This is a genomic window from Terrimonas ginsenosidimutans (assembly GCF_022012415.1).
Taxonomy (GTDB): Bacteria; Bacteroidota; Bacteroidia; order Chitinophagales; family Chitinophagaceae; genus Terrimonas_A; species Terrimonas_A ginsenosidimutans.
In genome coordinates this window covers 591,779-616,144 of sequence record NZ_JAKLTR010000003.1, presented here as the reverse complement: position 1 = coordinate 616,144, position 24,366 = coordinate 591,779, and the positions used below count along the sequence as shown (strand labels likewise).

At 46.6% G+C, this 24,366-nt stretch carries 18 protein-coding genes and 1 riboswitch; of the genes, 3 read left to right on the top strand and 15 right to left on the bottom strand.

Annotated elements, in window-relative coordinates:
* Nucleotides 1–44: 44 nt before the first annotated feature.
* The 8 genes from LZZ85_RS07605 to LZZ85_RS07570 form a co-directional block, all read right to left on the bottom strand.
* Entirely contained in the window at nucleotides 45–1,481 is a 1,437-nt protein-coding gene (locus LZZ85_RS07605; protein ID WP_237870264.1) for a TolC family protein, read from the bottom strand.
* A 301-nt stretch (nucleotides 1,482–1,782) separates the two neighbouring features.
* The gene (locus LZZ85_RS07600) at nucleotides 1,783–2,943 is read right to left on the bottom strand and encodes a trans-sulfuration enzyme family protein (protein ID WP_237870262.1); all 1,161 of its coding nucleotides are present in this window, start codon (nucleotides 2,941–2,943) and stop codon (nucleotides 1,783–1,785) included.
* A 2-nt stretch (nucleotides 2,944–2,945) separates the two neighbouring features.
* Nucleotides 2,946–4,274 carry an APC family permease gene (locus tag LZZ85_RS07595; protein ID WP_237870260.1) on the bottom strand — a complete coding sequence of 443 codons (1,329 nt, stop codon included), beginning with the start codon at nucleotides 4,272–4,274 and terminating at the stop codon, nucleotides 2,946–2,948.
* A gap of 57 nt (nucleotides 4,275–4,331) precedes the next feature.
* Nucleotides 4,332–4,892 carry a hypothetical protein gene (locus LZZ85_RS07590; RefSeq protein ID WP_237870258.1) on the bottom strand — a complete coding sequence of 187 codons (561 nt, stop codon included), beginning with the start codon at nucleotides 4,890–4,892 and terminating at the stop codon, nucleotides 4,332–4,334.
* 42 nt (nucleotides 4,893–4,934) lie between these two features.
* On the bottom strand, nucleotides 4,935–5,633 hold the full coding sequence (locus LZZ85_RS07585) for a dioxygenase family protein (protein WP_237870256.1): 699 nt from the start codon (nucleotides 5,631–5,633) through the stop codon (nucleotides 4,935–4,937).
* 135 nt (nucleotides 5,634–5,768) lie between these two features.
* Entirely contained in the window at nucleotides 5,769–6,530 is a 762-nt protein-coding gene (locus tag LZZ85_RS07580) for a DUF6089 family protein (RefSeq protein ID WP_237870254.1), read from the bottom strand.
* Nucleotides 6,531–6,751: 221 nt separating this feature from the next.
* On the bottom strand, nucleotides 6,752–7,465 hold the full coding sequence (locus tag LZZ85_RS07575) for a LytR/AlgR family response regulator transcription factor (RefSeq protein WP_237870252.1): 714 nt from the start codon (nucleotides 7,463–7,465) through the stop codon (nucleotides 6,752–6,754).
* A gap of 15 nt (nucleotides 7,466–7,480) precedes the next feature.
* On the bottom strand, nucleotides 7,481–8,620 hold the full coding sequence (locus LZZ85_RS07570) for a sensor histidine kinase (RefSeq protein ID WP_237870250.1): 1,140 nt from the start codon (nucleotides 8,618–8,620) through the stop codon (nucleotides 7,481–7,483).
* A gap of 109 nt (nucleotides 8,621–8,729) precedes the next feature.
* A riboswitch (cobalamin riboswitch) is annotated at nucleotides 8,730–9,041 on the top strand.
* Nucleotides 9,042–9,144: 103 nt separating this feature from the next.
* On the opposite strand from LZZ85_RS07570, the gene LZZ85_RS28760 reads away from it, so the two are divergent.
* Complete coding sequence (locus tag LZZ85_RS28760; RefSeq protein ID WP_432422756.1) at nucleotides 9,145–9,369, top strand: cysteine-rich CWC family protein; 225 nt, start codon at nucleotides 9,145–9,147, stop codon at nucleotides 9,367–9,369.
* 1,251 nt (nucleotides 9,370–10,620) lie between these two features.
* Nucleotides 10,621–11,199 carry a MarC family protein gene (locus LZZ85_RS07560; protein ID WP_237870246.1) on the top strand — a complete coding sequence of 193 codons (579 nt, stop codon included), beginning with the start codon at nucleotides 10,621–10,623 and terminating at the stop codon, nucleotides 11,197–11,199.
* 116 nt (nucleotides 11,200–11,315) lie between these two features.
* Here the strand turns inward: LZZ85_RS07560 and LZZ85_RS07555 are convergent, their stop codons facing one another.
* The 6 genes from LZZ85_RS07555 to LZZ85_RS07530 form a co-directional block, all read right to left on the bottom strand.
* Nucleotides 11,316–12,878 carry a calcineurin-like phosphoesterase C-terminal domain-containing protein gene (locus LZZ85_RS07555; protein ID WP_237870244.1) on the bottom strand — a complete coding sequence of 521 codons (1,563 nt, stop codon included), beginning with the start codon at nucleotides 12,876–12,878 and terminating at the stop codon, nucleotides 11,316–11,318.
* A gap of 36 nt (nucleotides 12,879–12,914) precedes the next feature.
* Complete coding sequence (locus tag LZZ85_RS07550) at nucleotides 12,915–14,273, bottom strand: alkaline phosphatase family protein (protein ID WP_237870242.1); 1,359 nt, start codon at nucleotides 14,271–14,273, stop codon at nucleotides 12,915–12,917.
* Nucleotides 14,274–14,429: 156 nt separating this feature from the next.
* Complete coding sequence (locus LZZ85_RS07545; RefSeq protein ID WP_237870240.1) at nucleotides 14,430–16,028, bottom strand: DUF5689 domain-containing protein; 1,599 nt, start codon at nucleotides 16,026–16,028, stop codon at nucleotides 14,430–14,432.
* 24 nt (nucleotides 16,029–16,052) lie between these two features.
* Nucleotides 16,053–17,618: a SusD/RagB family nutrient-binding outer membrane lipoprotein gene (locus LZZ85_RS07540; protein ID WP_237870238.1), complete on the bottom strand. Its 1,566-nt coding sequence runs from the start codon at nucleotides 17,616–17,618 to the stop codon at nucleotides 16,053–16,055.
* 156 nt (nucleotides 17,619–17,774) lie between these two features.
* The gene (locus tag LZZ85_RS07535) at nucleotides 17,775–21,005 is read right to left on the bottom strand and encodes a SusC/RagA family TonB-linked outer membrane protein (protein ID WP_237870236.1); all 3,231 of its coding nucleotides are present in this window, start codon (nucleotides 21,003–21,005) and stop codon (nucleotides 17,775–17,777) included.
* A gap of 676 nt (nucleotides 21,006–21,681) precedes the next feature.
* Entirely contained in the window at nucleotides 21,682–22,233 is a 552-nt protein-coding gene (locus LZZ85_RS07530) for a winged helix-turn-helix domain-containing protein (protein WP_237870234.1), read from the bottom strand.
* Nucleotides 22,234–22,356: 123 nt separating this feature from the next.
* On the opposite strand from LZZ85_RS07530, the gene LZZ85_RS07525 reads away from it, so the two are divergent.
* Entirely contained in the window at nucleotides 22,357–23,133 is a 777-nt protein-coding gene (locus LZZ85_RS07525; RefSeq protein WP_237870232.1) for a hypothetical protein, read from the top strand.
* A gap of 396 nt (nucleotides 23,134–23,529) precedes the next feature.
* Here LZZ85_RS07525 and LZZ85_RS07520 read toward each other — a convergent pair whose 3' ends face one another.
* Entirely contained in the window at nucleotides 23,530–24,252 is a 723-nt protein-coding gene (locus LZZ85_RS07520; protein WP_237870230.1) for a siderophore-interacting protein, read from the bottom strand.
* Nucleotides 24,253–24,366: the final 114 nt, after the last annotated feature.

Below are 24,366 nucleotides of genomic sequence, written 5' to 3'. Positions count from 1 at the left end.
GGGTTTTTAATTAGGTAATGTTTGCGTTGCGTAACAGTACAGGATTACAGTTTCAGTCCGAGTCCCTTATAGAACTCAAGCAATTTCATCTTGAACACATAATCATATTGAGCAGAAACCAGGTTGATCTTTGCACGGAAAAGATTATTCTGATTAGTGATCAGGTCGATCGTATTCAGCAGTCCGACATCAAATCTTTTCTTGGCAAAATCATAAGCCTTCTGAGCAGTTTCCACTCCTTTTCTGGAAGCGTTGAATTTCTGCAAGGCAGCGACAGCATTGTTATGAGACTGGTATATGTCCTGCTTAAGCGTTAATGCATCCTGTTCTTTCTGTAACTCCACACTGGTAACATTGAGCTGAGCCTTGCGCCAGTTCGTCCGGGCGATCCCGCCATTGAAGATCGGAATGCTGAGTCCCAACCCGATCGACTGGCTGAAGTTATTGTTCAATTGGCGGAAATAAGTATTCTTTCCATAAGAGAGCGGCACTATTTGTTCTTCCTGGGTGGTCACCGTATAATTTGTTCCGTTCACACTCACGTTACCAATCGGTAAAAAAGCGAGGCCTGATTGGGTGACATAACGCCGTTGAGCATTTGAGTAGCGGCTATCAAGATTTCCAAATAACGTCAGAGATGGATACATCTGCCCCCGTACAGCCGCCACGTTTTTGATCGCCGCCTGAAGGTTAAGCGTATTGATCTTTTGCTGGGGCATATTTGCCTGGGCAAGCTGATACACTGCGGCCGGATCAAGATCAGCCAGGGACTCTACCGGGATCTGTTCAACCGGAGGGATCGCGACTTCAAAAGCCTGGTCTGCAGGAATATTCAGGACTGCTTTCAATTGAAGAACAGATAGTGTATAGTTCGCTCTCGCCGTGATCAGGGTAGAACTGTCATTGGCGAGCTGTGCTTCCAGTTCGGCAGCATTCAATTCAGGAAGGGCTCCCGCTTTTACCTGCTTGGTAACTATGTTCAGTTGCTCGATACTTTGTTTTACCTGCACATCACTGATATTGATCTGCTCCGCATTCAGCAGGATCTGGAGATATGCATTGGCAACATTCAGGGCCACATCATTTCTGGCTTTCTCAGCCCCGGCCACGTAGGCCTCTGCCTGAAGACGGGTTGCAGCCACCGTATTGCGCTTACTGAACCAGTTGAAAAGATCCAGGTTTATATTCAGCGAATGGTTGGTGAACAGAATTTCCTGGGTGGTGAAGCTGTTGGTCGCAGGGTCAATGGACCGGCCGAAGTTATACCCTCCGCTGTTTTGAAAGTTCGCGGACGGAAGCTGCGAAAGCTTGTTCTGCTGATAGGTCAGCGCGTATATGCGGGCCTGTACGTCTGCCTGTCGCACGGAAATATTGTTTTTCAATGCATAATCTACACATTGTTGGAGGTCCCATTTGTCCTGGGCATAGCAGGTAGTAATAGCAAATAAGCAGATTACCAGTTGGATGCAGCGGGTCATCATGAAACAAAAATAAAGGAAAACTGTGGCGGCGAAAGTGATTTTTGGTAAATGGGGGTTAATTTTTAAGAGGAAGACCGCGGACGAAGAACTGCTGACCCGGACGGCCATGGCTTAACGGAAAAGTTTTGCCGGGGTGGACTGGCGCAGGAGCGACGCAAATGGTATCAAAAAAAAGCTAGTACGCTATAGAATACTCTTTGCGCTCATTGCGATCCGGCTGCGTAGTTTGCGTACTCCCATGCCGCTTAATAATTAAACGGAACCCTTACGCCCCTGCCCGGCTGCGATCCGTGGCCCTCTTCTACATCCGGCTCAACGCCTGCCGCAGATCCTCAATAATGTACGAAGGTTCCTCCAGACCAACATAGAGCCGTACATACCGGTGTTCACGGTTAGCCGGGTTAAAATCTGCCGCCGGGATACCTGCACATTTGGGGATGACCAGCGATTCATGACCACCCCAGCTGACAGCCATCAGGATATGTTTCAGCGACTCGCAGAAGCGTACGATCGACTGCCGGTTATCTGTTTTCAGCACCAGCGTCATCAGGCCGAAGGCATCTTTCATTTGTTTACGGGCCAGCTCCAGCTGTGGAAATGATGTATCAAAAGGAAAAATGACCGACTCGATCGCGGGATGCTGCTTCAGAAAAGCGAGCACTTCCTGCGTGGACCGGCTTACACGCTCAAGCCTGGCCTGAAGTGTCCTCAGACCTCGGATCAGCAACCATGCATTGAATGGCTGTATGCCACTTCCGGTCCCCAGGTATTCACTATCGAAGATCTTTTTCATCATCGCATGCGAACCGCAAAGCACCCCGCCAAGCGTATCGCTATGGCCGCCGATATACTTCGTCGCCGTTTGCATTGCCAGATCGATCCCTAACGGGATCACGGGCTGATAGACCGGCGTGGAATAACTGTTATCGATCATGGTAACGATCCTTCTTTCCTTTGCAAAAGCAGCCACCTCTTGCAGGGGTTGCAAGGCAAAGTCCCAGCTATTGGGAGATTCAAGATAAAAGAACGAAGTATTGTCTTTTGCAGCCAGTTGCCAGTTTTCCAGTCTTGTTCCATCTATATAGGTTGTTTGCACACCAAACCTCGGCAGCACCACATCAAACATTTTCTGTGCCCAGCTATAGGGATTTTTAACGGACACGATATGATCGCCACTCTTCACATTGGCCAGCACGCCTGCAAAGATCGCTGCCGCTCCGCTGTTGAATACAAGACAATCTTCCGCCTGATCAAGCGCGGCAAGTTTCTTCCGGAGAATATCCACCGTAGGGTTCAATCCGCGGCTGTACAGGTACCCGCCCATTTCATCCTCAAAAGCTTTCGACATTGCATCAACCGTCTTGAAGGCGAAATTGCTGGCCTGAACGATAGGCGGAGCTACTGCATTGAAATAATGCTCACGGTCCTCTCCCAGTTCATTCAATATATAGGAAATATCCATTGTCAGAGTTGTGTTTTCTTTTTATAACTAACGATCACAAAATAAAGAAGCAGGAAAGAAGCAAATACTGTTGTACCTATCAGCGCAAGATTTGGTGTATCAACAGCAATGGAGATCCCTACAAAAATATAGGCAGCAATGAAGATGAGTGGGAGAAGCGGATATAATTTCATCTTGTAAATGCCTTTATCATCAAGATGTTTTGTACGTTTTCGCAAGATGAACAAAGTGGCGGCCGAACTTGCCATGCCAATGGAATCCAGGAAGATCGTAAAGCCGAGGATCTCATTAAACGACTTCGCAAAAAACAATACGATAATGCCGATAGCAGCAAATGCAGTAAGACCCACTGTGAGCACGTCTTTCTTCTCGTCTTTCTTTTTAAAAGCAGCCGGCAGTATGCCATCTTTACTCATGGCATACATTACTCGCGGATTACTTAACAGCAGTACGTTCACATAAGCGAGTACTGCAATAAAAAGAAGAATGGAAGCGATCATACGACCGGTTGGCCCAAACATTTTTTCAACAACCACCGAGGCAATTCCACTTGAAGTCTTCAATTGTTCAAAACCTATTGCATTATAATACGCATAGCTGACGGCGAGATAAAGACTGATGATCAGCAGTATCCCGATAAAGATCCCGCGCGGAATGGTTCTCCTCGGCTCTTTGATATCTTCACCAAAATTGATCGTTTGCTGATAGCCTCCGTAAGTGAATGAAACCGCGATCAGTGCCACGCCGAATGAACGGATGTAGTCCATTGCGGAGAACTCCCCGGTGGTCACCGTTGCCGCATTCGCATTATCCACAAAAAAAATAGAACTGATCAGCAACACCAGCATCCCGATCTTAATGATCATCAAAATATTCTGTGCAGTGGAGCTCATTCTTAAACCAAGGAGATTCACACCATAGAAAAGAATGATCGGTACCATTGCGATCAGGGCTCTAGTGGTAGGTCCCGGGTCTGTGTGGAAGATCACCTGGGAGATGTATTCACTTCCTACCAATGCAACGCCGGACATGGATGCCGCATTGGAGATAAGGATAATACAATTGATCGAAAAAGCAACGGACGGATGATAACATTCTGCAAAAACTTTATAGTATCCGCCGGTGACCGGCAACCTTGAGCCGATCTCCGCGTAGGTCAATGCTCCACACAGGGCGATCATACCGCCGGCAAACCAGGCTCCGAAAAAAAGTAAAGGGGTGATGGCGGCTTTTGCCGCATCGGCAGAGGTTCTGAATATGCCCATGCCGATAACGAGGCCAACAACGATCATTGTGAGATCGAAGAGGCCCAATTTATTTTTTGCAGTCATAGCCACCAATATAATAAATGCTGCGCGAATTAGCGCGAATGAACACGAATACGCGGATTATGCGAATTGCGCCAGATCCGGGTGAGGGCTGGTGCATGTCGCCGGAAGGCTCTGATATTGATGAACAGTGACCAGGGTCGATGGCCTGATCATGAAAGTGCTCATCCATTCACCCGCGGGCAATTGAGAAAGGTCTCCATTAGCAAGAAGCACCTGGTCCCCGACCGTTTCAAGCAGGGTAAGAATGCCCGTATAAAAAGTGACGGCAACCCTGTGCGCGTTGCGGTCAGACAGATTGGAATGAATGATCTCAAATTCGTGCGATTCAAAGCTGGGATGGCTTGAACCAGGGATAAGATCTTTGATACCCGGGATCTGGTTTTTTAGCGCCGATATATATAACCCAACCGCGAAGCCAACTTTGTAGTGAAGGGAATTCGCCTTGGGATTACTTGCAATAAGTTCTTCCAGCGTAGTATGCACCCCTTCCCTGTTATACGCCTGAGCCTGGAGGCGAAACTCATTGTAAGAGTCAAGAAATACATCTTTTTCGAAAGAGCCGGAAAAAGCCGGTCCGATCTCGTGACGGAATGCAAGCTTAACAAGGGCTTTAGCCATGGGAAAGGTTTTTAGATTTGACGACGAATGCTGAATATTCCTTTATGCCGAAACATAAATAGTATGAACAAGATCATAACCACCTGAAGCATTGGAGGTTACAGCAGCCAGCTCATTATCCAGGGAATCACGGATAATGCTATCAGAAGAATTAGTGGTATCTGGCTGTCCGTGCGCCGCGTAAAGGGACGTGTTGCAAACGGCAGTATTGACCGCATCAGGGAAGGCGATTTGCGAGGTCAGTTTCAGCATACTGTTTACATAGATCTGTACATGGATATGTATACAGCGTCCGCTATACCAACCCGGATAAATAGACGTAAACCCGATCTCCCCGTTGCTGTCTGTCACCTGCCTGCCACGGCAGAAGACCAGGCCGCTGTTGTTTTGCGTGCCGAGATAACCCGTGTTTGAATAGCCGGAATAATAGCCGTCTTTGTCGCAATGCCAGATATCAACTACCGCATTTGAAAGAACAGCACAATTGTTATTTACATTTTTGACAATGATCCTGATATTTAAGGGCAGACCGGCTTTACCATCAGCTATAGAAGTTCGCTGGATTGCTGAACCGCGACTGCCATACAACGGATAAGGACCATCTGTTTCCGTATCAGTAACGGAACAGCTCCCCGAGTCGCTGCTACTGCTGCTGTCTTTGCGGCATGCATCAAGAACCGGTGATAAACCGATCACTCCGATTAAGCCGGCTGTCTTCTTCAGAAAATTTTTACGTTCCATTTGTATATCGCTTTTAGAGATGAATAATGTGCGATATAAAATTGGAACTTATTGAAAAGAGAAAAGATAATGATAGATGAACCGGCATTATGTACCGATAACTCCACTGTTGTTGAGCGGGATCAACCAGGAATGTTAATACCTGGTCTTAAGCGGGCGAGGACAATCCAGCATATTTGCTTTACCAAAACGGAAGATCACATTGAGTGTGTGACTGTAATAATTATCTCCCTGCTTAGGATTCACTGCCTTGCTGAAACCATCAAGATAGTCTGTTGATGTACGGCGGATATTTGTCTCAAGTCCGACCCCGATCTTATCCGAAAAGAAATAGCGGACACCAGCAAAAAGAGGAATGAAAACACGGCCACCCGGAGGAGTGTGTTGTATATCTTCAGAAAGCCCGTTACTTGTCTCACCATTGTCAGAAAAATATTCAGCATTATAACGGCTGTAATCACGTTCTATATCTAAAAACGTATAACCAACGCCAAGGCCTACATAGGGTGCCAGCTTTTTAACTTCATAATTACGGTTAAGCACATTCCATTCTATCATCGCACTCGGTTCAACGATAGAACTGGTGAATCGGAAACCTCTTTGACGGCGATATTCAGGCTCTTCGTAAACAGATTCATCTCCCTCAATAGAACCGATTGCAAGATTCAGTCGCCAACCGAAACCAGCGCTCACCAGCTTTCCTCCGAACAATTGTACTGCCGGACGTAACGTTTTATATGATCCTGCTTTTTCTTCAGAAAGGTCTCCCTGATATACAAAGACACCACCTCCAACGCCGAATTGCCAGCTTGGAACATTTTGAAACATCTGCGCGGAAGATGTATATCCTATCACTAACAGCAATAGAAGGGCTGTACTGCTTTTACAGTAATTCATACAATAGCTTTTTCCTTAAAGTGTGAATGCAGTTTGTCGGTTGGTCCGGGGGATGATAGGCGGCTTGCTTTATCCTTAACGAAAAAAACGCCCTTTCATTTTCGCCGTTTTGTTAAATCCATTTGGACAAATACAAACTCTGGGCCAACATCGGGCTAATAGCGGAAAAAGGAGAGCGAGAGAAGGAAGAAATGATCGTTTACAACCGGCCTTTTCTCCTTTTATTCTTTGCCCGGCTTAGCCCCGGCAGACCATTGCTGAATGAAATCTGTATAGCTGTCGCTGACAGGCAGCTCTGTTTTGGACTGGAGCATTACTTTTTTATTCTGGATAGACTGGACTTTGCCGGAAGAGACCACATAGCTGCGATGTATCCGGCTGAAACGGGAGGATGGTAATTTTTCCAGCACCCCTTTGAGCGTCATGAGGGTGAGAATGGGTTTGCTGTCGATCAGGTGGATCCTGATATAATCTTCGAGGCTTTCTATATATTCAATATCGGAAAGCTTGATCTTGATCATGCGGTATTCGGAATAAACGAAGAGGTATTCATCACCGGTATCAACCGGCCTGTTTTTGTAGTGATGATATTCTATCGCTTTATTTACGGCTTTTGAAAATCTTTCAAAACTGATGGGTTTGAGTAAATAATCGATCGCATCAAGCTCAAAGCCTTCGAACGCAAATTTCTTATAGGCGGTAGTAAAAATGATCATTGGTTTTTCCTGTAAGGAGCGGGCCAGGTCGAGCCCGGTGATGTCTGGCATATTAATATCGAGAAATAGCAGATCAACAGCCGTGCTGCGAAGATACTCGGCGCCTGATACAGCATCATCAAAGGTCTGCACAAGCTGAATACCGGGGAATCGCGCAATATATTCGCGGATCAGCGTCAGCGCGGGTGGTTCATCATCTATAGCAATGCACTTTAGCATAGGATCAAAATATAGTTATACCTGCAATGTAAGTTGAACTGTATAAAAACCATCATCTGTGGTGATGTTCAGGAAGTGCCTGTCGGGATAAAGCCGCTGCAAACGTTGCCTGGTATTCTTCACGCCGATACCTGCACGATCAGAAGAAGTTTTTGCCTCGAACAACCTGTTCCTGCAGAAGAAGCGGATATGATCATCCTGCGCAGACAATTTTATTTCGATAACGGACTCTTCGTGACTGCTGATCCCGTATTTAAATACATTCTCAATAAAATTCATCAGGATCAATGGTGCGATCTTTTTTCCGGCAGCCTGCCCTTCCACTATAAAAGAAACCGTCATTTTTTTTCCCAGACGCAGGCGTTGCAGGTCGATATAATCGCGCAGGCATTCGATCTCGTTTTCCAGAGATACATAATCTTCTGTTACATCATCCGTTACATAACGCATAATGTTTGAGAGTTTCATGATGCTCTCTGCAGTGTTCTCGTTTTTTGTAACAGCAAGAGAGTAGATATTATTCAGTGTGTTGAAAAGAAAGTGAGGATTGATCTGTGCTTTCAGAAAAGAAAGTTCGGCATTGGCTTTATCAGCTTCGGCCTGCATGACCCGGCTTTCGGTTCGCTTCCATTCGCGGATAACGCAGATCGCTGTGCTGAGCGACCAAACTGTTACAAAAAGAATAATGCTGACGATATCGGTGGGATGTTCACGATTGGACATCCCCGGAGGCCGGCGCCCCTCCCGTGGTCCGCCCTGGGGCGGAGCGTATAGCGAATCCCGTGGGCCGGACATGAACCGGCGCTGCTCCTCTCCCTCCCGCATTTGAGGCCGGTGCCCCTGCTCCCGGGGAGATAACCCCCTGATCACTTTTTCAAAAGGCCGGAGCGTATACACACCAGTAAAAAGGACAAGTCCGATAGCTATATACAGAAAATATTTCTTTCTCAGATATAGCCGGGGGAACAGTAAAAAATAATTGGCATAAAAAAGAAAAAGGAAGACCGAAGAGAAGATCAGAAAGGGCACTGAAAAAACGCGGCTTGTCGTATCACCACCCGAATTAGGCATCCGGATGGCAAATCCCAGCACCAGGCTGAAGAATAGCAACCAGGCGGCTACATGGGCAACAACAGGTGTAAACTTCTGTTTCATTGACAGCAAAGTAAGTTACAGAAAATTAAACCGATCATCATGTACCGGTAAATGCCCTTAATGAATGGATGATTTGCCGGGATACATGTTAATATCTCTGTCGATATACCTATTTTTGCGCTGATCGGGTTTCCGCACTTGCGGAATTAAAAGGGAAGTCCGGTGAGAAACCGGCGCTATCCCCGTAGCTGTAAAAACCCTGCGTCCGCCTTGGCTAAAGCTTTGGCGCACGTAGCAAAGCATTTTAATCCAATGTCGTTTAGTTAAGAGCGCCCTACACTAGCTCATCGGCCATCGAATGAACTTTCGGGAAATCCTTAACTAAATGACATGGCATTTTAATCCACTGCTGCAGCAATGCAATGGGAAGGAATTTGCAAAAGGTTTAAGCCAGAAGACCTGCCTGGTCAGACCACTGACATTCAACTTTCGGGTGAAAAGTGAAATGGATCATTCCTGTATTCGCGTCATGCGGCCTGGATATAGCGGATCGTTCATTTCTGTTTCTCCCTTTAGTATTTCAAATGTTCTGTATGTGCAATCATGAAACACATAAATGCCCGCGTTGTGGAAATGGTTTTGCCTGTAAGCCAGGCAATATTACCCAGTGCCAGTGTTTCGGGATCACGATCACATCCGAGCAGAGGGCCTTTATGGATCAGCGATACAGCGACTGTCTGTGCAAAGAATGCCTGGTCCATTTACAGTCAGAACTGAACCGGTTTGTTGAAACGCATATCAAGCGATAACACATGCGTACCTGAAAGAGAAATTCCTATAAAACCACCATAAGTTAAGCAGTTAGTGGCGCCGGAAAAATGAACCCTGGCGCCATTTGCGTTATTTGTCACTGCAGTAAGTCTCCTGCTCGTGCCAGATGAACGATGGCAGATGATCGATGGCCGATGGCCGAAATCAAACAACTAACTGAAAATCTCTTGGTCTATCTAAATTTTCGGCTGGAAGATGCACGCTTTTTTTAGGGAACTATCAACGGTGGAGCCCGGCCATCGGCCATTGAACCGTTACAAGCGACTTTCCTTTCCAAACGTTTCAGAGCAGGCGTAAAGGCGCTGTCTCCTTCACTAAGATCAACACCAGTAACCGCATGCTCCGCATCCATATAGCAATCCCCTATTTAGGAATGATCATCCGGAGTAAACGAACATTTCTTATTAGCCGAAGAACGAGCAGACCCGATGTCATCCCAGACCCCGGATGCGTGAGGCCCCGGGGTTCCGTATGCCGGAACATCTTTCGGAATCTAACAATCTTGAGAACTGAGGATCCGGCATCTCCACAATCGGCCAAAGCATCCTTGTCACCCTAAAATCAGAAGTAAGAGTTATGGGATCAGGTCAATTGTTTTGAATAGCTGTCCCAGTTATGTTATCTGGTGGTCTGTTCACCAGAATACTTCCGTTATTTTCCCCGCAGATCTTGTGTTTTTCTCATGGATTCGCTTACGCCTTGAGCGATCTTTACAACAGAGAAATTTCTTAGTCACCGTCATTTTCAGGACTGGTGGAGGAGGGCAGTCCTGAAAAGGGCGGTGCGTTTTTTTATTTCATCTATGATCAAAAAAAGGAAATGTGAGTTAGGATAGTGGAATTATATCAAATCAAGCGGGCAACGACAGTCAAACGCAGGCATGCGGGTGCTGTCGTATGCCCGTTTGTAGCCAGCGCGGCCGCGCGGGTGCGCTGTAGAGAGGTCTATGCGTCGCTGGCGCCCGGATATGGGGGCTTTGACCCGTTTGGGTGAAATACGGTGCGAAAAATAGTGTACCAATACACTACAATTTCCCCGGCAAAACGGTCGGTAAGTGTACCAATACTGTACTAACTTCTTACCCCGGGCCTACCATCCAATCATCATCTACGGTATGCTTATGCTTCCTCTCTGCATCCTCGCTGCCTTGAAGCATACCGACAGTTGCATAAACAGACAACAGTCTTTACATTCAGGATTCGTTTTCTATCTTTGAATAAACCATCACCATGAATCTTGTCCCCGCTGAATTACTCACCGTAACGTTCACGCTTTTTGCGGTGATAGACATTATCGGCTCAGTGCCGATCCTGATCTCATTGAAGCAAAAAATGGGCGGAATGAAGGAATTGCGCGCTACCCTGATCTCTGGAGCATTGATGATCCTCTTCCTTTATGTGGGTGAGGCTTTCCTGAATGTGCTGGGGCTGGATGTAAAATCATTTGCAGTGGGCGGATCGATCGTGATCTTCATTCTCGGACTGGAAATGGTATTAGGGATCGAATTCTTTAAAGGTGACGCCGATGTAAAAACAGCAACAGTCGTACCTATTGCATTTCCCCTCATCGCCGGCTCCGGAACGCTAACGACCATCATGTCCCTTAAAGCCAACTATGGAGTTGCAACTCTATTGATCGCCATTGTCATCAACCTTATCATCATCTACATTGTATTGAAATCCCTCGGATATATCGCAAAGCTTCTCGGATCAAGCGGCCTTAGTGCGATCAGGAAATTCTTTGGCGTGATCCTGCTCGCCATTGCGGTGAAGATCTTCGCGACAAATGCGCCAGGATTGATCAAGTAAGCCGCGAGGCGGATGTAACAGATCAGGGTTTGATCGTCTTAAAATTCGCTCCCGGAAGAGACAGTTTTAAAACGATCAAACCCTGATCTGTTAAAATATACTCACACGTGCACGGCTTACTTTACAGCGAACACCTGCGTTGTTGTAAACTCACGACCATACATATCCTTCGCACGCACTTCGATCTTATGCTGGCCGGGCTTAAGATTTCTCGGCACGGCGAGTTCCCACAGGTGAGTGGACTCCACAGGAAGGCTGGGCCTTCTGTTCCCTAAAAGCGAGTCCGCATAATCCCATTGAACCATCGACGCTACATAGTAAGGATCGAAGCTTTTGGAGAATTTCATCTTCTGCCACTTCCCACCGTTAAAACGGATATCTACAGGAGTGGTTTCATTCCCCATAAAAAAGTTCGCATACACGGTAGAGGTAGTTGGCTTCTTACCATTTGTATTTTTTGGAACATATACGGAGATCTGGTAATCAGGATCTCTGCCGACAACTTTAAAATCGATCGTATACTGGTTGCCTTTGAAATGTATGAACGAATACCCTTTGGGTGTGCCATCTCTCATGGTAGATACGGGCACTCCTTTGTCATTGAATGAACCGGAATACCAGTCACCTGAAGTGGTTGCCGCATTATACTCGTGGTGCGGTTTGGCACGCAACCAGCCTTCTTTTTCCGTGAACAGATCGTTGCGCTGTAAATGCGTATGAGCCGAAAGCGACAGTGTATTGGGATAATCGTTTAGCAGATCAAACAAACGTTTTCTGTGAGACATATTGAAAGATTCTTCAGTCCCCCTAAGTGGAATGTGGAAAGCGAGCACAACCAGTTTATCCTTTGGCACAAGCTTCAGATCATTTTCAAGAAACCGGAACTGGTCTTCCCTGAAACCACCCCAGTAACTTTTACCATCGCGTGGATCCGGGTAAAGGATATCATCGAGGATAATGAAATGCACATCACCGTAATTAAAAGAATAATTGGCAGGGCCGAAATTCTTTTCAAATGTTTCATCACTCAGCGAATCAGCCTTCGCTTCATAGTTCATATCGTGATTTCCCATAACGTTGAACCAGGGCAATCCAACTTTTTGCGTGGCGTCAATGTACGGGCTATGCAGGTCAAGAGAATCTCCTACCAGGTCGCCAAGGCTAAGACCGAACTGCATATTCTTTATGCCTTCCACTTCCGCAACAACACCTTTTGCATAATACTCCACCTCCTCTGCAGTATAAGGCTGCGGATCTCCGAAAATAAGACTGCTGAAATCTTTTAACACAGTACCCGGCAGCAGTGCAAAGTCAACCGACTTAGGCAGTGGACCAGTTGGAGCCACACCCTTGTACTTGAAATCAGCCGGAGACCCGCTTGGCTTATGATTATAATAGAAGACGGGCAACTTCTTTGCTGTGACCGGCAGAGTATACGCTGAAGGTTTGATCACAAAGATGATATTGTCTGAACCAACCGGCAGGGTATACTTACCACTGGCATCAGTTGTTGCGACATCCTGCCCGTTTGATACACCGACACCTGCGATGCCTTTTTCATTCTTATCCTTTTTGCCATTTCCGTTAACATCGGCATACACATATCCCGACACGGAACTCTGTGCAACGGCCGCCAGGGAGATCCCTGTTGAAATTAATACTGCTGCGAGTTTTATCATGATCATTGTTTGTTTTAGATTGTTAGAGAAGGCGAATCACTTTTTCTTCGCCTCCAGAATTCCCGGATATAATATCCCATCCGGCGCTTCGAACGAAAGGCCGAGAAGCGAGGAAACGATCGGAGCCATATCCTGCAACCCCATTACCGGTATCACCACGCCCTTTTTAAATCCGGGTCCGTAGCCGATAAAGCCTGTCTGGATCTCTTTGAAGTCAGGGAAATAACCATGTGTTCCGCCAGAGGCTGCTCTTAACGCATCCTTTCCTTTATCGGAAGAAGAGAAGCTTACGCCCTTGATCGCGGTCAGGGCAAGCACGGCATTGGGATCAGCTCCGATACTATCCAGTTCCGCTCTTTCCACTACACGGAACATTCTTTTCTGAGGTTCGGGCAGGTTCTTAAGAACAGTCCTAAGTTTTTGCAACGTCCCCTTGTCAGTTTTATCTTTTAAATGTAAAAAGGCGGAACCGCCATTGCTATGGAATAGCGCTTTCCAGTTATCCTGGCTGTTTGCCTGTGAAGGAGTAACAAAGCCATTATCGCGTAACCATACATTCGGGAATAAAGTGCTGTGGATATCAGAAAAGCCATGATCACCCAGGACGATCACAGCTGTGCTGTCTTTTAATCCGGCTTTATCTATAGATTCAAGGATCGTTCTTACAGATCTGTCAGCGGATGCGACAGCAAGACGGACCTTATCTCCATCCCTGCCCTGCTCATGTTCAAAGTGATCGGTATTGGCCAGGTGTACAGCAAGCAGGTTGGGTTTATACTTCCGGATCAGATAACCTGCAATGCGTGACATATTTTCGTCTGCACTAAGATAGTCTCCATTATAATCGAACTCCTCAAGCTTTCCCGTTGCATTCTGCTGAGCATCTTCAAAAAGACCGGGCGGGTTTGCATACTGACTAACCTTACCGAGCAATGTTTTTTTGCCGGGCCAGTTCCATATTTCGGGAATATTGTAATCGATCGGAGCTCCCACCGTCACGGGCCAGTGAACAGCTGCACTTGTCATGCCTGCGTTTTTGATCGCATCCCAAAGTGTAGGCACTTTGATCTCAGACTCATTCCAGTACCATCTTCCCGGTGTTGCCCACGGCTCAAAGTAAACATTATAATAGATGCCATGATGGATAGGCAGCGCACCGGTGATCACTGCTGTGTGAGACGGATAAGTTACCGTTGGGAAAACGCCCTGTACTCCTTCCGCACTCACACCTTTTTCTTTCATCTGTTGCAGGTTGACTGCATTCCAGGAAGGGTTCATATAAAATTCGGGACGAAAACCATCGATGCTTATAATGATCACGTGTTTGACCTTTTGCGAGAAAGACTCAGCAACCATAAAAAGAGCCGCTGCTACCAGTGAGATCTTCTTAACCATTCTTCTATCTGTTTATTTAACGGGCGGGAAAAGTTCACTGTCATTGCGTGACAGTAATGAACAAATTCCTTCTTACCGTTCTTACGGTCTTACGCGTAAACAAGAACGGTAAGAAGAAAAATGTGATGATTTCAAAAGGAGTTGACCGGTATCTTACTAGTCGATCAGCCTTGTTACAGCTGCATGTTTTTCCAGCGTATCGATGGTTGCCGTAGTCTGTACCAGCTCAACCACCGTTTGTTTTCGCGCGGTTGTCCATCTGCCAAGTGTGACATTGTACACCCCGCCCATCATATTGAACAGACCCGCATCAGTAGCTGCAGTCGGGTATTTTTCGTTGATCGGGTAAGGCATGTTGTTTGTGTTACCGGAAGAACGATAATGCAGGTAAGGGACAACAACAGGTTTATACGTTGTCTGATCGATGGAGATCGAGTACATGGAATACCAGTCGTTGTTACAGATCCTGTAACCAAGGATCGGGTTCTTTGCTGCGTCGTAGATTGCGGCGCCGCCACCTGTTGCCACAAACAGTACGTCTTCGGGTGTGGAAGCTTCGGTAACGGTTGTGCCTTTGAAGATCGCTACACCGCATGCATTACCACTGTTTGCCCATGGGCCGGAGGTTCCATAGTTGGAAGCACGGACGAGTCCGCCGTCACCAAGGTTAGTTCCGGTGGTAGCATATGTCTTCTGGTACCAGTTTGTTTCAGCAGGAAAAGAGTACGTTCCTGCTGAGCCGTTGATCTTTCTGCCCTGGAAGCCGAAGTAGAAGAACTGTCCTTTTGCCACGCTGCCCGAGTTGATATTCCATTTGATGGTACGCTGACCGCCGGTGGCCCATCCTGCATCCAGAGGATTGGCGGAAGCAGCGGTACCTGCATTGTTGCAGAACACAATACTATAGGGTGTAGTAGCAAAGTTGATATCTTTCGTAGCGATCATCTGTACATATTCATAGCCGCCATCTCCACCTTTTGGATCACTTTGAAATCCGGAGATGATCAGATCCTGGGCAGAAGATCCCATGTCAACAATATCGTCTCCTTCCCTTGTTCTAAGTTGAACAGAGCCATCCGCCGTACTAAAGGGAATGCCGACATAAGCTGCCAGTGCATAGGGCGCATTATTTGCGTAATCCACTTTCGTATCAACGAAAAGAGCCAGGTCGCCAAATCCATCATTGATCTTTTTAGAACCGCCGATCACTTCTCCGGGCTGAAGGGCCGGGTTAAAACTGGACTTATTGAGAATACAGAGAGAGCTTTCATAATCATTAGGATTAGCCAGGATCTGCGCAATATTAACTGCATTGATCCCCACAACGCCTTTCCCTTTGGAGGTAATATTATTTTCAGTCAGCCCGCTGATCGTCAGGATGCCATTTTTCCGTGTCAGCACACCCGTATTGATATCAATCCATACAGAATCACCCGGGTGGAATTTAGCAGCTGCCGCACCGAGATCAATAGAAATACCTCTGAGTAATTCCAGCCGGCGGGCATCCTGCACAACGAGTAATCCTTCAGGGAGGTTTCCTTTTCTGTGATCAGAGACTACTACTGCTGCGATCCTGGTTCCGCCAAACACGCTCTCCTGCGTAAGCAGCACATCCTTTCCTTTGTAGAGGGGGCGGATATCCAGAATAGACACGATCGGGTTCGGTACGCCGCCCGGGTATTTTTCGTTCTTTTCGCAGCTAACCAGTGCTGCCGCGATACCTGTCGCTAGAAAAAGTTTTATTAAAGATTTCATCTTACTATTTTATAGTTGATACAATTAAGGTCTCTGCCACCATACAAGGGTATTGATATCATCTGGTCCTTGTGCAACAATGGCGGCTTTGTAGTTTGTTGGATTTGCAGCCTGAACATATATCGGGTAAACCAATCGTGCCGGCATACGGCCACCGTTTGACAGGCCAGGGCCTTTTGGCAACACAGGATGTCCTGTGCGTCTGTATTCAAACCACTGTTGCAGATCTGTCATGAACAATGCAAAATATTTCTGCAAATGGATCATCTCCATTTTTGCATCCTGTGAAAGATTATCACTCCACAGCTCGCCTGCCGCATCAAGATTTTTCAGGTGCTCTGTGAAGTTGGTGGAAGCAATACTCTCCGGGAAGTTCGGCACCCAGTAGTTGATCGCGGAGGCAATCCCCTGGTAGTAAAATGTTTTTACATCTCCGGTGATCCATCCTTTTAAAGCAGCTTCTGCAAGAATGAACTGCAGTTCTGCATACTGCATAATGATACCGGTGTTCTGATTTTGCTGAAGAGACCACGTACCACCTGTACTCGTGTTATCATAGCTCTGGAAATAACAGCCTTTGTCATCACCACGGCCGGGGATGTATCCGCTTGGAACACCAAACCAACCACCGCCGCTTGCCTGTGAAATACCAAAACGTCCAATACTGCCGGATCCATAAGGAGTAGCAGAAACGTAGCGGGGATCAGTCCAGGCAACAAGATTATCCAGAAAAAAATTACAAACAGCAGGGCCGCGAAAATCCTGCGCACGGATCCCGTTCACATACGGTGATGTATAAGGATCAGTAGTACTGGTGCCGCCGCTCCACAACAATCTTGCATTGTCTGCATTGCTTTGAAAAACCGGGTATGCTGAAGGATTTTCTACGATCTGTTTGATCTTGGCAATCACGGACTGTTGTGTTTCAGTTTTACCTGAAACACGCATCAAAAGACGCAGGTATAAGGAGTTGGAAAATTTTCTCCATTTGCTTATATCACCTTTATACATCGGATCGCTGGACACAACGATCGCGGCATTCGATGCAAGCAGGGTATTGGCCTCTTCCAGTTGACTGAAGATATCAAGGTAAATATCTTTCTGCCTGTCAAATGCAGGCATTACATTATCCTGATCACCTTTCAAGGCATCGAAATAAGGAATATCACCGTAGATATCCGTCAGGTTGGAAAACAACCAGGCCTTGCCGATTTTACCGATCGCCTGGTAAGAAGTGTTGGTTACTTTCTCCGTACGCGCGAGGCTGTCGATCTGTTTGAAATTGGTAAGCTGTACAAACCAGGTATTCCATAAATAGTCGGACTGGTTTGCACGGAAAGCATAGCGAAACACTGTATTGTCACCATCACTCTGGGACACTGTCACCTGCATAAGCTCATTATTAAAACCCCGGTTACGGTTCATACCCGGCCAGAGCGAATTCACCAGTGCCGGTGCGAGTAGTTTATCCGGAGTGGTTTCGATGATATTGATCGGATCTACGTTCAGATCCTCAAATCCTTTTTTGCATGAATAAAGTGTTGGCACTGCCATCACCGCAAAACATGCTATCATTAATTGCTTTCTCATCCTGTATGCTTTTAACTTTTAAATAGTATCAGTCTGTTGCCTGTTCGACGGCCACTGGCCGGTTTGGCTGCCTTTATGTTGCCGACCTTATATTGGTCAGCCTGTATTCCGGCCATCGGTCATCAACAATGTCCTGGATCAACAAGCCTGTGCGAATTAAAATCCGATCGATAAATTGAATCCCATTGAGCGCGTGGAAGGGAACTGCCCCACTTCAAACCCTCTCACGATATCTGTTCCTGCCAGTGTTCCAAATTCAGGATCGAAGATTGGCCATGGCGACCAGATGAACAGGTCACGACCATACACACCGATCAATGCTGATTTCAATCCAAGTTTTTTAAGCAGCTTTGGCCTGAAGTTGTACACGAGGGAAGCTTCGCGGAATTTCAGGAAGTCTGTACTGAAAGTGCTGCCTTCGGCATTGAAGCTGCCGATGCTGTATTGATAATACTGGTCAATGTCATAAGCAACCACATCGTTCTGGCGATAAGAACCGTCAGGATTCTGCACCACACCATTACCAATGATGCCATTGTACCGGCCAGGCAATGTCGATTTCAATTTGCCCTGTTCTGCCATTTTGTAATGTGTCAGAGAATAAGCCACTGCACCAAGCTGTGCGTCAAACAATACTTTCAGGCTGAAATTTTTAAAGGAGAATGTGTTGCCAAGGCTGAATTTGAATTTAGGGATCGTATTACCGAGGTAGATGATGCTATCGGTAATTTTTGGAAATCCGGTTGCCTCGTCATAGATCACCTGGCCATCAGGACTGCGCCTGTAACCCAATCCATACAAGTCTCCCATACTTCCGCCGATTGATGCCACGATCTGTCCGCTCGCGATCTGGCCAGCTCTCAGCAATGCTGTGCTGTCCGGCATGGTAAGGATCTTATTCTTATTGAAAGAGAATGTCGCAAACGTAGCCCATTCAAAACTGCGGCTTTTCACGGGCTTTGCATTAATGCTTACTTCGATACCATTGTTTCTTACTTTCCCTGCGTTGATGATAGAGGAGTTGTATCCGGATGCTGCATCAACTGTTCTGGTGAAGATCTGGTTTCTTGTATTTCCAAAATACAAGGCTACGTCTGTGCTCAATCTTCCATTGAAGAACTGCACTTCCGCACCCAGCTCAACTGTTGTAGTAAGAAGGGGCTTAAGATTTACATTAGGCAATGTTGTTGGACTGACAAGGCCGCTATCCGGGTAGATACCACCATTGGCCACCGGGTAAGTGTAAGCCGTCCTGTATGGAGTAGTACCGCCACTACCCACCTGCGCAAATGATGCTCTCACTTTTGCATAGTTGATCACAGATGGAAGCTTTGCCACATCCGACACAACAAAACCTGTATTAATAGAAGGATAGAAGAACCCTACGTTATCCGTTCTTTTTGGCGTAGCCAGTACACTGTTCCAGTCCTGGCGCCCGGTGATCTCCGCAAACAGAAAGTTCTTATAGCTCAGGTTAATGATACCGAACATACTGTTGATCCTGTAACGGCTTGTATCAGGGAAATACAGGAGACCATACATGCTGTTCTCCAATGTATAGATGCCGGGGTGTCTCAATCCATCGTTCCTGACATCGGATTTATCATATTTATTCCATAATTGACTGCCCCCTGCGGTCACACCGAGTTTCAGATCCCTGGTCAGGTCTTTATTATAACGCGCCATCACATCATAGCTCTGCTCCTGCGCATAAATGTTTTGTTTTCTCACAGACCCTCTTGGCAAACGTGTCCCTGCATCAAACGGCCTGTCCTGTTCGCGTTTATCATTCATCCAGTCCATGTTACCGCGGACCATGACGTTGAGCTCCTTGCTGACCTGGTAGTTCAAGGTTACGTTACCCGTTACGTTGTTTCTTTTTGTTTTGTTCAGGAATTCATTTGTGATCGCAAATGGATTCTCCGGGAAAGAAGAAAAGGGATAACGGATATGTTTATAAAGGCTGTCATAAACGCTTCCCGGCCCACCAGCCCAATAGTTTCTCAGCCAGTTATAATCAGCACTTGGCTGCCAGAAAATGTACCAGTACATCAATGACTGGTTACCATACCCTGCAGCAGGCAGATTATCACTATTCCTGTAACCATAGGTTACTTTGGTTGAAAGTTTCAGTTTTCTGGTAATATCTGTATTGGTAGAAAGACCCAGGTTTTTGCGGTCGAATCCCGTGTTGGGAACGATCCATTTATTATTTTCTGTACCAGCCGTCAGGCGGATACCGGTAGAACCGATCTTACCATCCACACTGAGACTGTTCCTCAGATCACTTCCGCGATCCCAGAACTCATTGATATTATCATATGCTTTCCATTCTGTACGTTGCAGGCCTACGTGCTGACGGACCGGATCGTATTGATAGAACATTTGTCCATCAAACCTTGGTCCATAAGCAGAGCTGGTACCGCTCGTGCTTGCTCCATCGGCAGTAGCACCGTAAGAATAATGAAGAGCGCCGCCCAATCCCTGGCCATATTCGTACTGCATATCAGGGAATCTGTTCGCTTCTTCAATGTTGCCGTTCATTGTATAACGTACATTGAAATGACCTTTCTTTTTCTGATAAGCCGACTTGGTCGTAATGATCACCGCACCGTTAGCCGCACGCTGACCATACAATGCAGATGCAGCAGGGCCTTTCAGCACAGATATGCTTTCAATATCCTGTGGGTTGATATCGTTCACGGAACTTCCATAGTCAGCCGGTAGATTGTCGGAGTTAGTAGCATACACCTGGTCACTGCCATTGGCAGAGCGCTTACCACTACTATTATTGATCACCACTCCATCCAGTACGATGAGCGCTTCGTTATCGCCGGTAAGGTTGTTCTCACCACGAAGTATGATCTTGGATGAAGCAGCAGGGCCCGAGCCGGAACGGATCAGGTTCAGACCAGCGACTTTACCGGAAAGAGCATCCAGGAAGTTTGAGCTGACAGCATCGGTGAGCTGGGAACTGTCCACTTTCGTAAGCGCATAACCCAAAGATCTTTCAGACTTCTTAATGCCCAGTGCAGTTACTACCACCGTTTCCATTTCCCGCTGATCCGCAGCCAGTGTCATCGCTATTTCAGACTGATTTGAGACCACAACTTTCCTGGTAAAATATCCAATACCGGAAAAAATGAGCGTCTGCCCTGTATTGACCGTAATGCTGAACTGACCGCTCTCGTTCGTAACAGTTCCCCTTGATTGTCCTTCTACCATTACGCTGATACTGCGCAAAAGTTCTTTATTCTCTTCATTCCTGACAGTACCACGTATCTGCCTTTGCTGAGAGAATACCGATAGTGAAATACAGAGGAGGAGAAACCCTGAGAGAAAGACTGCCTTTCGATGAAAAGCAGCCAGGTGTGAAAAAGGTTGCATTGATGTGATTTTGGTTTGCAAAAGAATCGCTTTGAAAAAATTTAAAACTGCTTGTAACAAATTGTAATGACCCGATGATCTTTATTGAACAAAAACTTAATGTCAGGATCTGCGAGCGATCATGCGCATCGCTATTCAACTCCCGAATAACATCTGCAGGCAATGAGATAAAAATGATCGCTATCAGCAGACATCAATGTTCCTGATCTCGAAAAAGAGGAATAATCACACACAGGTAACTGTACCTTTTTAGCAATAGAAATGCCTGTAGCAACCGCGTACGCGCTGCTATTGAATAACGTAGAGTAATTCATTCAACAGTTGTTTATAAAAAATCGATATCCAGAAATAAGTCAGGCAGATCAGGTGGGATCTTTAGCCATAACCGGCTTTTCGTTAGGGACGCAAAGTATTTGCGAGTTGTGAATTTTATGTTAACGGGAGATTAACCTTCTATGAAGTGAAAGATTTAATAATGAAAAGAAACAAAATGTGCGGGGTTATGAGTTGTTTTATGTTTTGCACATGGATAACAAAACAATGCGTGCAGAATTCCGCAGCGGAATGATCATCCTATAGGAGAATTCATGTTGGAAATATCAGAATGATTAAGATCAGGATGCAGCGGCTAAGAACTTTTACAGACAGAGCATGATCTTATCACTGCCAATAAAGATCAATGTGGCTCTTTCATTTCCTTATATTGATAGGTTGTGTCGATCTCTGTCCCGGCGGGTTCACCATATTCATCGGGTCCGTCTGTTTTATTTCTTCCGAAGAAAAACAAAGCAGCGATGATCAATGCCAAAATTATCAGGCTTGTAATGATCCGGCGCCTGGCGGACTGCTGCGAAGCAGTTTGAAGAGGCTGCGCAGTTTCAGGGAAAGACCGTTCCTCCGGTGCAGCAATGATGTCAACCGTCGCTTGCAGCAGGTATCCTTTCTTAGGAATTGTTTTGATCCGTTCTTTTCCCGAATCATCCAGGATCTTGCGAAGGAAGGAGATCGCCTGGTTCAGTCCATCGTCCGCACCGCCATAGTCATTCCAGATCTCCCTGATGATCCGCTCCCTGGACACAGTTTGCCCGGCCGACGCAGCCAGCATCTGCAACAGTTTAACGAACCGGGGCTCCAGGCGGCTTTGCGTACCGGTCTGCCGGTCAACAAGCAGGTGCTTGTCAGCCATTAGTACAAACCGTTGATCGATCAGGATTTCTTGTGTTTGCATCAAAACAAATCTAGCCAAATTCGGCCTGGAACGGAGGGTTTGATCCAATCTATAGCTTTTCTAAAGGTTTCCTTTATATGATTTCTCTTTGATCAGCCGGATTTTGCGGGCAAATAATAAAACATGAAACGGATCCTCCCGGTGGTCTTCCTTTTGCTGACGCAACAGTGCTCATCCCAAAAAGCTGATCTGGCCAGCCATATCGGCCTGGATCTGCGGTATTATGAAGAGCAAGGACAGCGATACCTGGGTGTCAGCCCCGCTTTGATCACCACAAACAACGATGCATTGAGCGAGGCCATGAAAAAATATCCCCGGCGATTCCGGTATCTCCTGATGAATAAAACCAGGTTTCAGGGGATCTATGAAAAGTATTATCCTGATACAGTCATGATCAATCGTCTTTATACCGATACCCTGGCAGGCGACAGTTCCTTCCTGAGAGCTTATCTCCTGCTGACTTCGGCTTTCACAAAAAAACCGGTCATCACTATGCATTTCAGCCGGCAGGAAATGATGAAAGTTGCAGCAAGGTTCTTTTATTGCCAGTCCGTAAGGCCCGACTTCAGCATCGCATCCACGATCTGTATCGGCAGAAATGGTTTGGAAGGCCTGTTCATCAGCGCTGACCAGACGATACTGGAGGCTTTTTGTTTCGAAGCCATCTTTGAAAAATATTACCGGCCGCCGGGCCAAAAAAACCTTTTCATCACAAACTTCCTTTCTTACATCAAAGAAGGGGAAAAACAGTATGCACCATTGCGATCAGACACGGGTGTTTATCTCCAACGGATCCGCGACCATTGCTTTGCTAAAATGGAAAAAGACCGGTATTTACAGCAATCACTAATGGATTATTACGAGGCAAACCGCAACAGTTTTATTTTTCTCCTCAAATGAACCGATGACCGAGGACCGATGGCCGATGAACGATGGCCGATGGCCGATGAACGATGAACGATGGCGGATGGCACTATACCAATTAGGAGCAATAGTTTCCATCCAAATGCAGCACTCGGCCATCCGCCATCGTTCATCGGCCATCGGCTCCATACCAATTAGCAGCAATAGTTTCCATCCAAATACAGCACTCGGCCATCGTTCATCGGTCATCGTTCATCGGCTCCATACCAATTAGCAGCAATATCTTCCATTCAAATGCAGCACTCGGCCATCGGCCATCGTTCATCGGCCATCGGCTCCATACCAATTAGCAGCAATATCTTCCATTCAAATGCAGCACTCGGCCATCGGCCATCGTTCATCGGCCATCGTTCCTCGTCCCCGGCCATCATTCTAAAGCCCTGTCTTACCCTCGGCCCAGTAAGCCTGGGAAAAAATATTCCTGGAAGGCACATTCAGTTGCTTCAACTCGCTCCGGGCAATACGCATCGTATCTGCATTACCGGCAAGATAGAAGCCCGTATCCGCCAGGGAGACTCCCGTATCTTCCTGTTGCTGAAGAATGCGCTGGCGGATACGGCCGGCCTTATTGAGCCCGCTCTTCTGAAGAACATGACCATATAACTGCAATTCGGCCATTACCGAGGAATCATCCACTTCGAAGATCGTGATGCTTGAATGTTGTTTCGCTGATGCTTCGTTACGCAGCGATAAGGCCAATCCCAGCGCTGTCTCATCTCCTATCATCACATGATGCGAAAGGTGCTTACGGTACACCGTTCGTCCTCTGGGAATAATGATGCGTAGCTCATCTCCTTCTTTCAACTGACCGGCGAACTCACTGCCCGGGCCATTCCCATGTAAATGAAAAAGTATATCACATACTCCCTGCTCTGCATCAAACAGGAATGGCGTATAATTCCGGAACGCTCTTTCATTTACACGAAAGCCGACCGCATAACCTGGTTCTGAAATAACACCCCGGAAATCACCAAGCAATCGGACCTTTCTGACCGAAGAAGAAAAATCTTCGATCTGAGTGGCAACCACCTGGCGAAATTGTGATTTAAGCAATCCTTCTACCGCATCATTCATCCATTTAGGCAACGTAGGCATAGCTGATAATTTGAACACAAATTTCGCAAGAGGATCAGCCTGCTCAGGCAGGCTATTCGGGGAAATGATTGGACTATCCGGGGTTTCGCGGATTGTTGATTCCTGAAACAGGAT

Excerpts from the sequence above, each read along its gene's own strand:
- LZZ85_RS07545 (WP_237870240.1), bottom strand. The coding sequence starts at position 16,028 with ATGAAATCTTTAATAAAACTTTTTCTAGCGACAGGTATCGCGGCAGCA.
- LZZ85_RS28760 (WP_432422756.1), top strand. The coding sequence starts at position 9,145 with ATGTTCTGTATGTGCAATCATGAAACACATAAATGCCCGCGTTGTGGA.
- LZZ85_RS07595 (WP_237870260.1), bottom strand. The coding sequence starts at position 4,274 with ATGACTGCAAAAAATAAATTGGGCCTCTTCGATCTCACAATGATCGTT.
- LZZ85_RS07530 (WP_237870234.1), bottom strand. The coding sequence starts at position 22,233 with ATGCAAACACAAGAAATCCTGATCGATCAACGGTTTGTACTAATGGCT.
- LZZ85_RS07535 (WP_237870236.1), bottom strand. The coding sequence starts at position 21,005 with ATGCAACCTTTTTCACACCTGGCTGCTTTTCATCGAAAGGCAGTCTTT.
- LZZ85_RS07590 (WP_237870258.1), bottom strand. The coding sequence starts at position 4,892 with ATGGCTAAAGCCCTTGTTAAGCTTGCATTCCGTCACGAGATCGGACCG.
- LZZ85_RS07580 (WP_237870254.1), bottom strand. The coding sequence starts at position 6,530 with ATGAATTACTGTAAAAGCAGTACAGCCCTTCTATTGCTGTTAGTGATA.
- LZZ85_RS07585 (WP_237870256.1), bottom strand. The coding sequence starts at position 5,633 with ATGGAACGTAAAAATTTTCTGAAGAAGACAGCCGGCTTAATCGGAGTG.
- LZZ85_RS07575 (WP_237870252.1), bottom strand. The coding sequence starts at position 7,465 with ATGCTAAAGTGCATTGCTATAGATGATGAACCACCCGCGCTGACGCTG.
- LZZ85_RS07600 (WP_237870262.1), bottom strand. The coding sequence starts at position 2,943 with ATGGATATTTCCTATATATTGAATGAACTGGGAGAGGACCGTGAGCAT.
- LZZ85_RS07555 (WP_237870244.1), bottom strand. The coding sequence starts at position 12,878 with ATGATAAAACTCGCAGCAGTATTAATTTCAACAGGGATCTCCCTGGCG.
- LZZ85_RS07520 (WP_237870230.1), bottom strand. The coding sequence starts at position 24,252 with ATGCCTACGTTGCCTAAATGGATGAATGATGCGGTAGAAGGATTGCTT.
- LZZ85_RS07560 (WP_237870246.1), top strand. The coding sequence starts at position 10,621 with ATGAATCTTGTCCCCGCTGAATTACTCACCGTAACGTTCACGCTTTTT.
- LZZ85_RS07540 (WP_237870238.1), bottom strand. The coding sequence starts at position 17,618 with ATGAGAAAGCAATTAATGATAGCATGTTTTGCGGTGATGGCAGTGCCA.
- LZZ85_RS07605 (WP_237870264.1), bottom strand. The coding sequence starts at position 1,481 with ATGATGACCCGCTGCATCCAACTGGTAATCTGCTTATTTGCTATTACT.
- LZZ85_RS07550 (WP_237870242.1), bottom strand. The coding sequence starts at position 14,273 with ATGGTTAAGAAGATCTCACTGGTAGCAGCGGCTCTTTTTATGGTTGCT.
- LZZ85_RS07525 (WP_237870232.1), top strand. The coding sequence starts at position 22,357 with ATGAAACGGATCCTCCCGGTGGTCTTCCTTTTGCTGACGCAACAGTGC.
- LZZ85_RS07570 (WP_237870250.1), bottom strand. The coding sequence starts at position 8,620 with ATGAAACAGAAGTTTACACCTGTTGTTGCCCATGTAGCCGCCTGGTTG.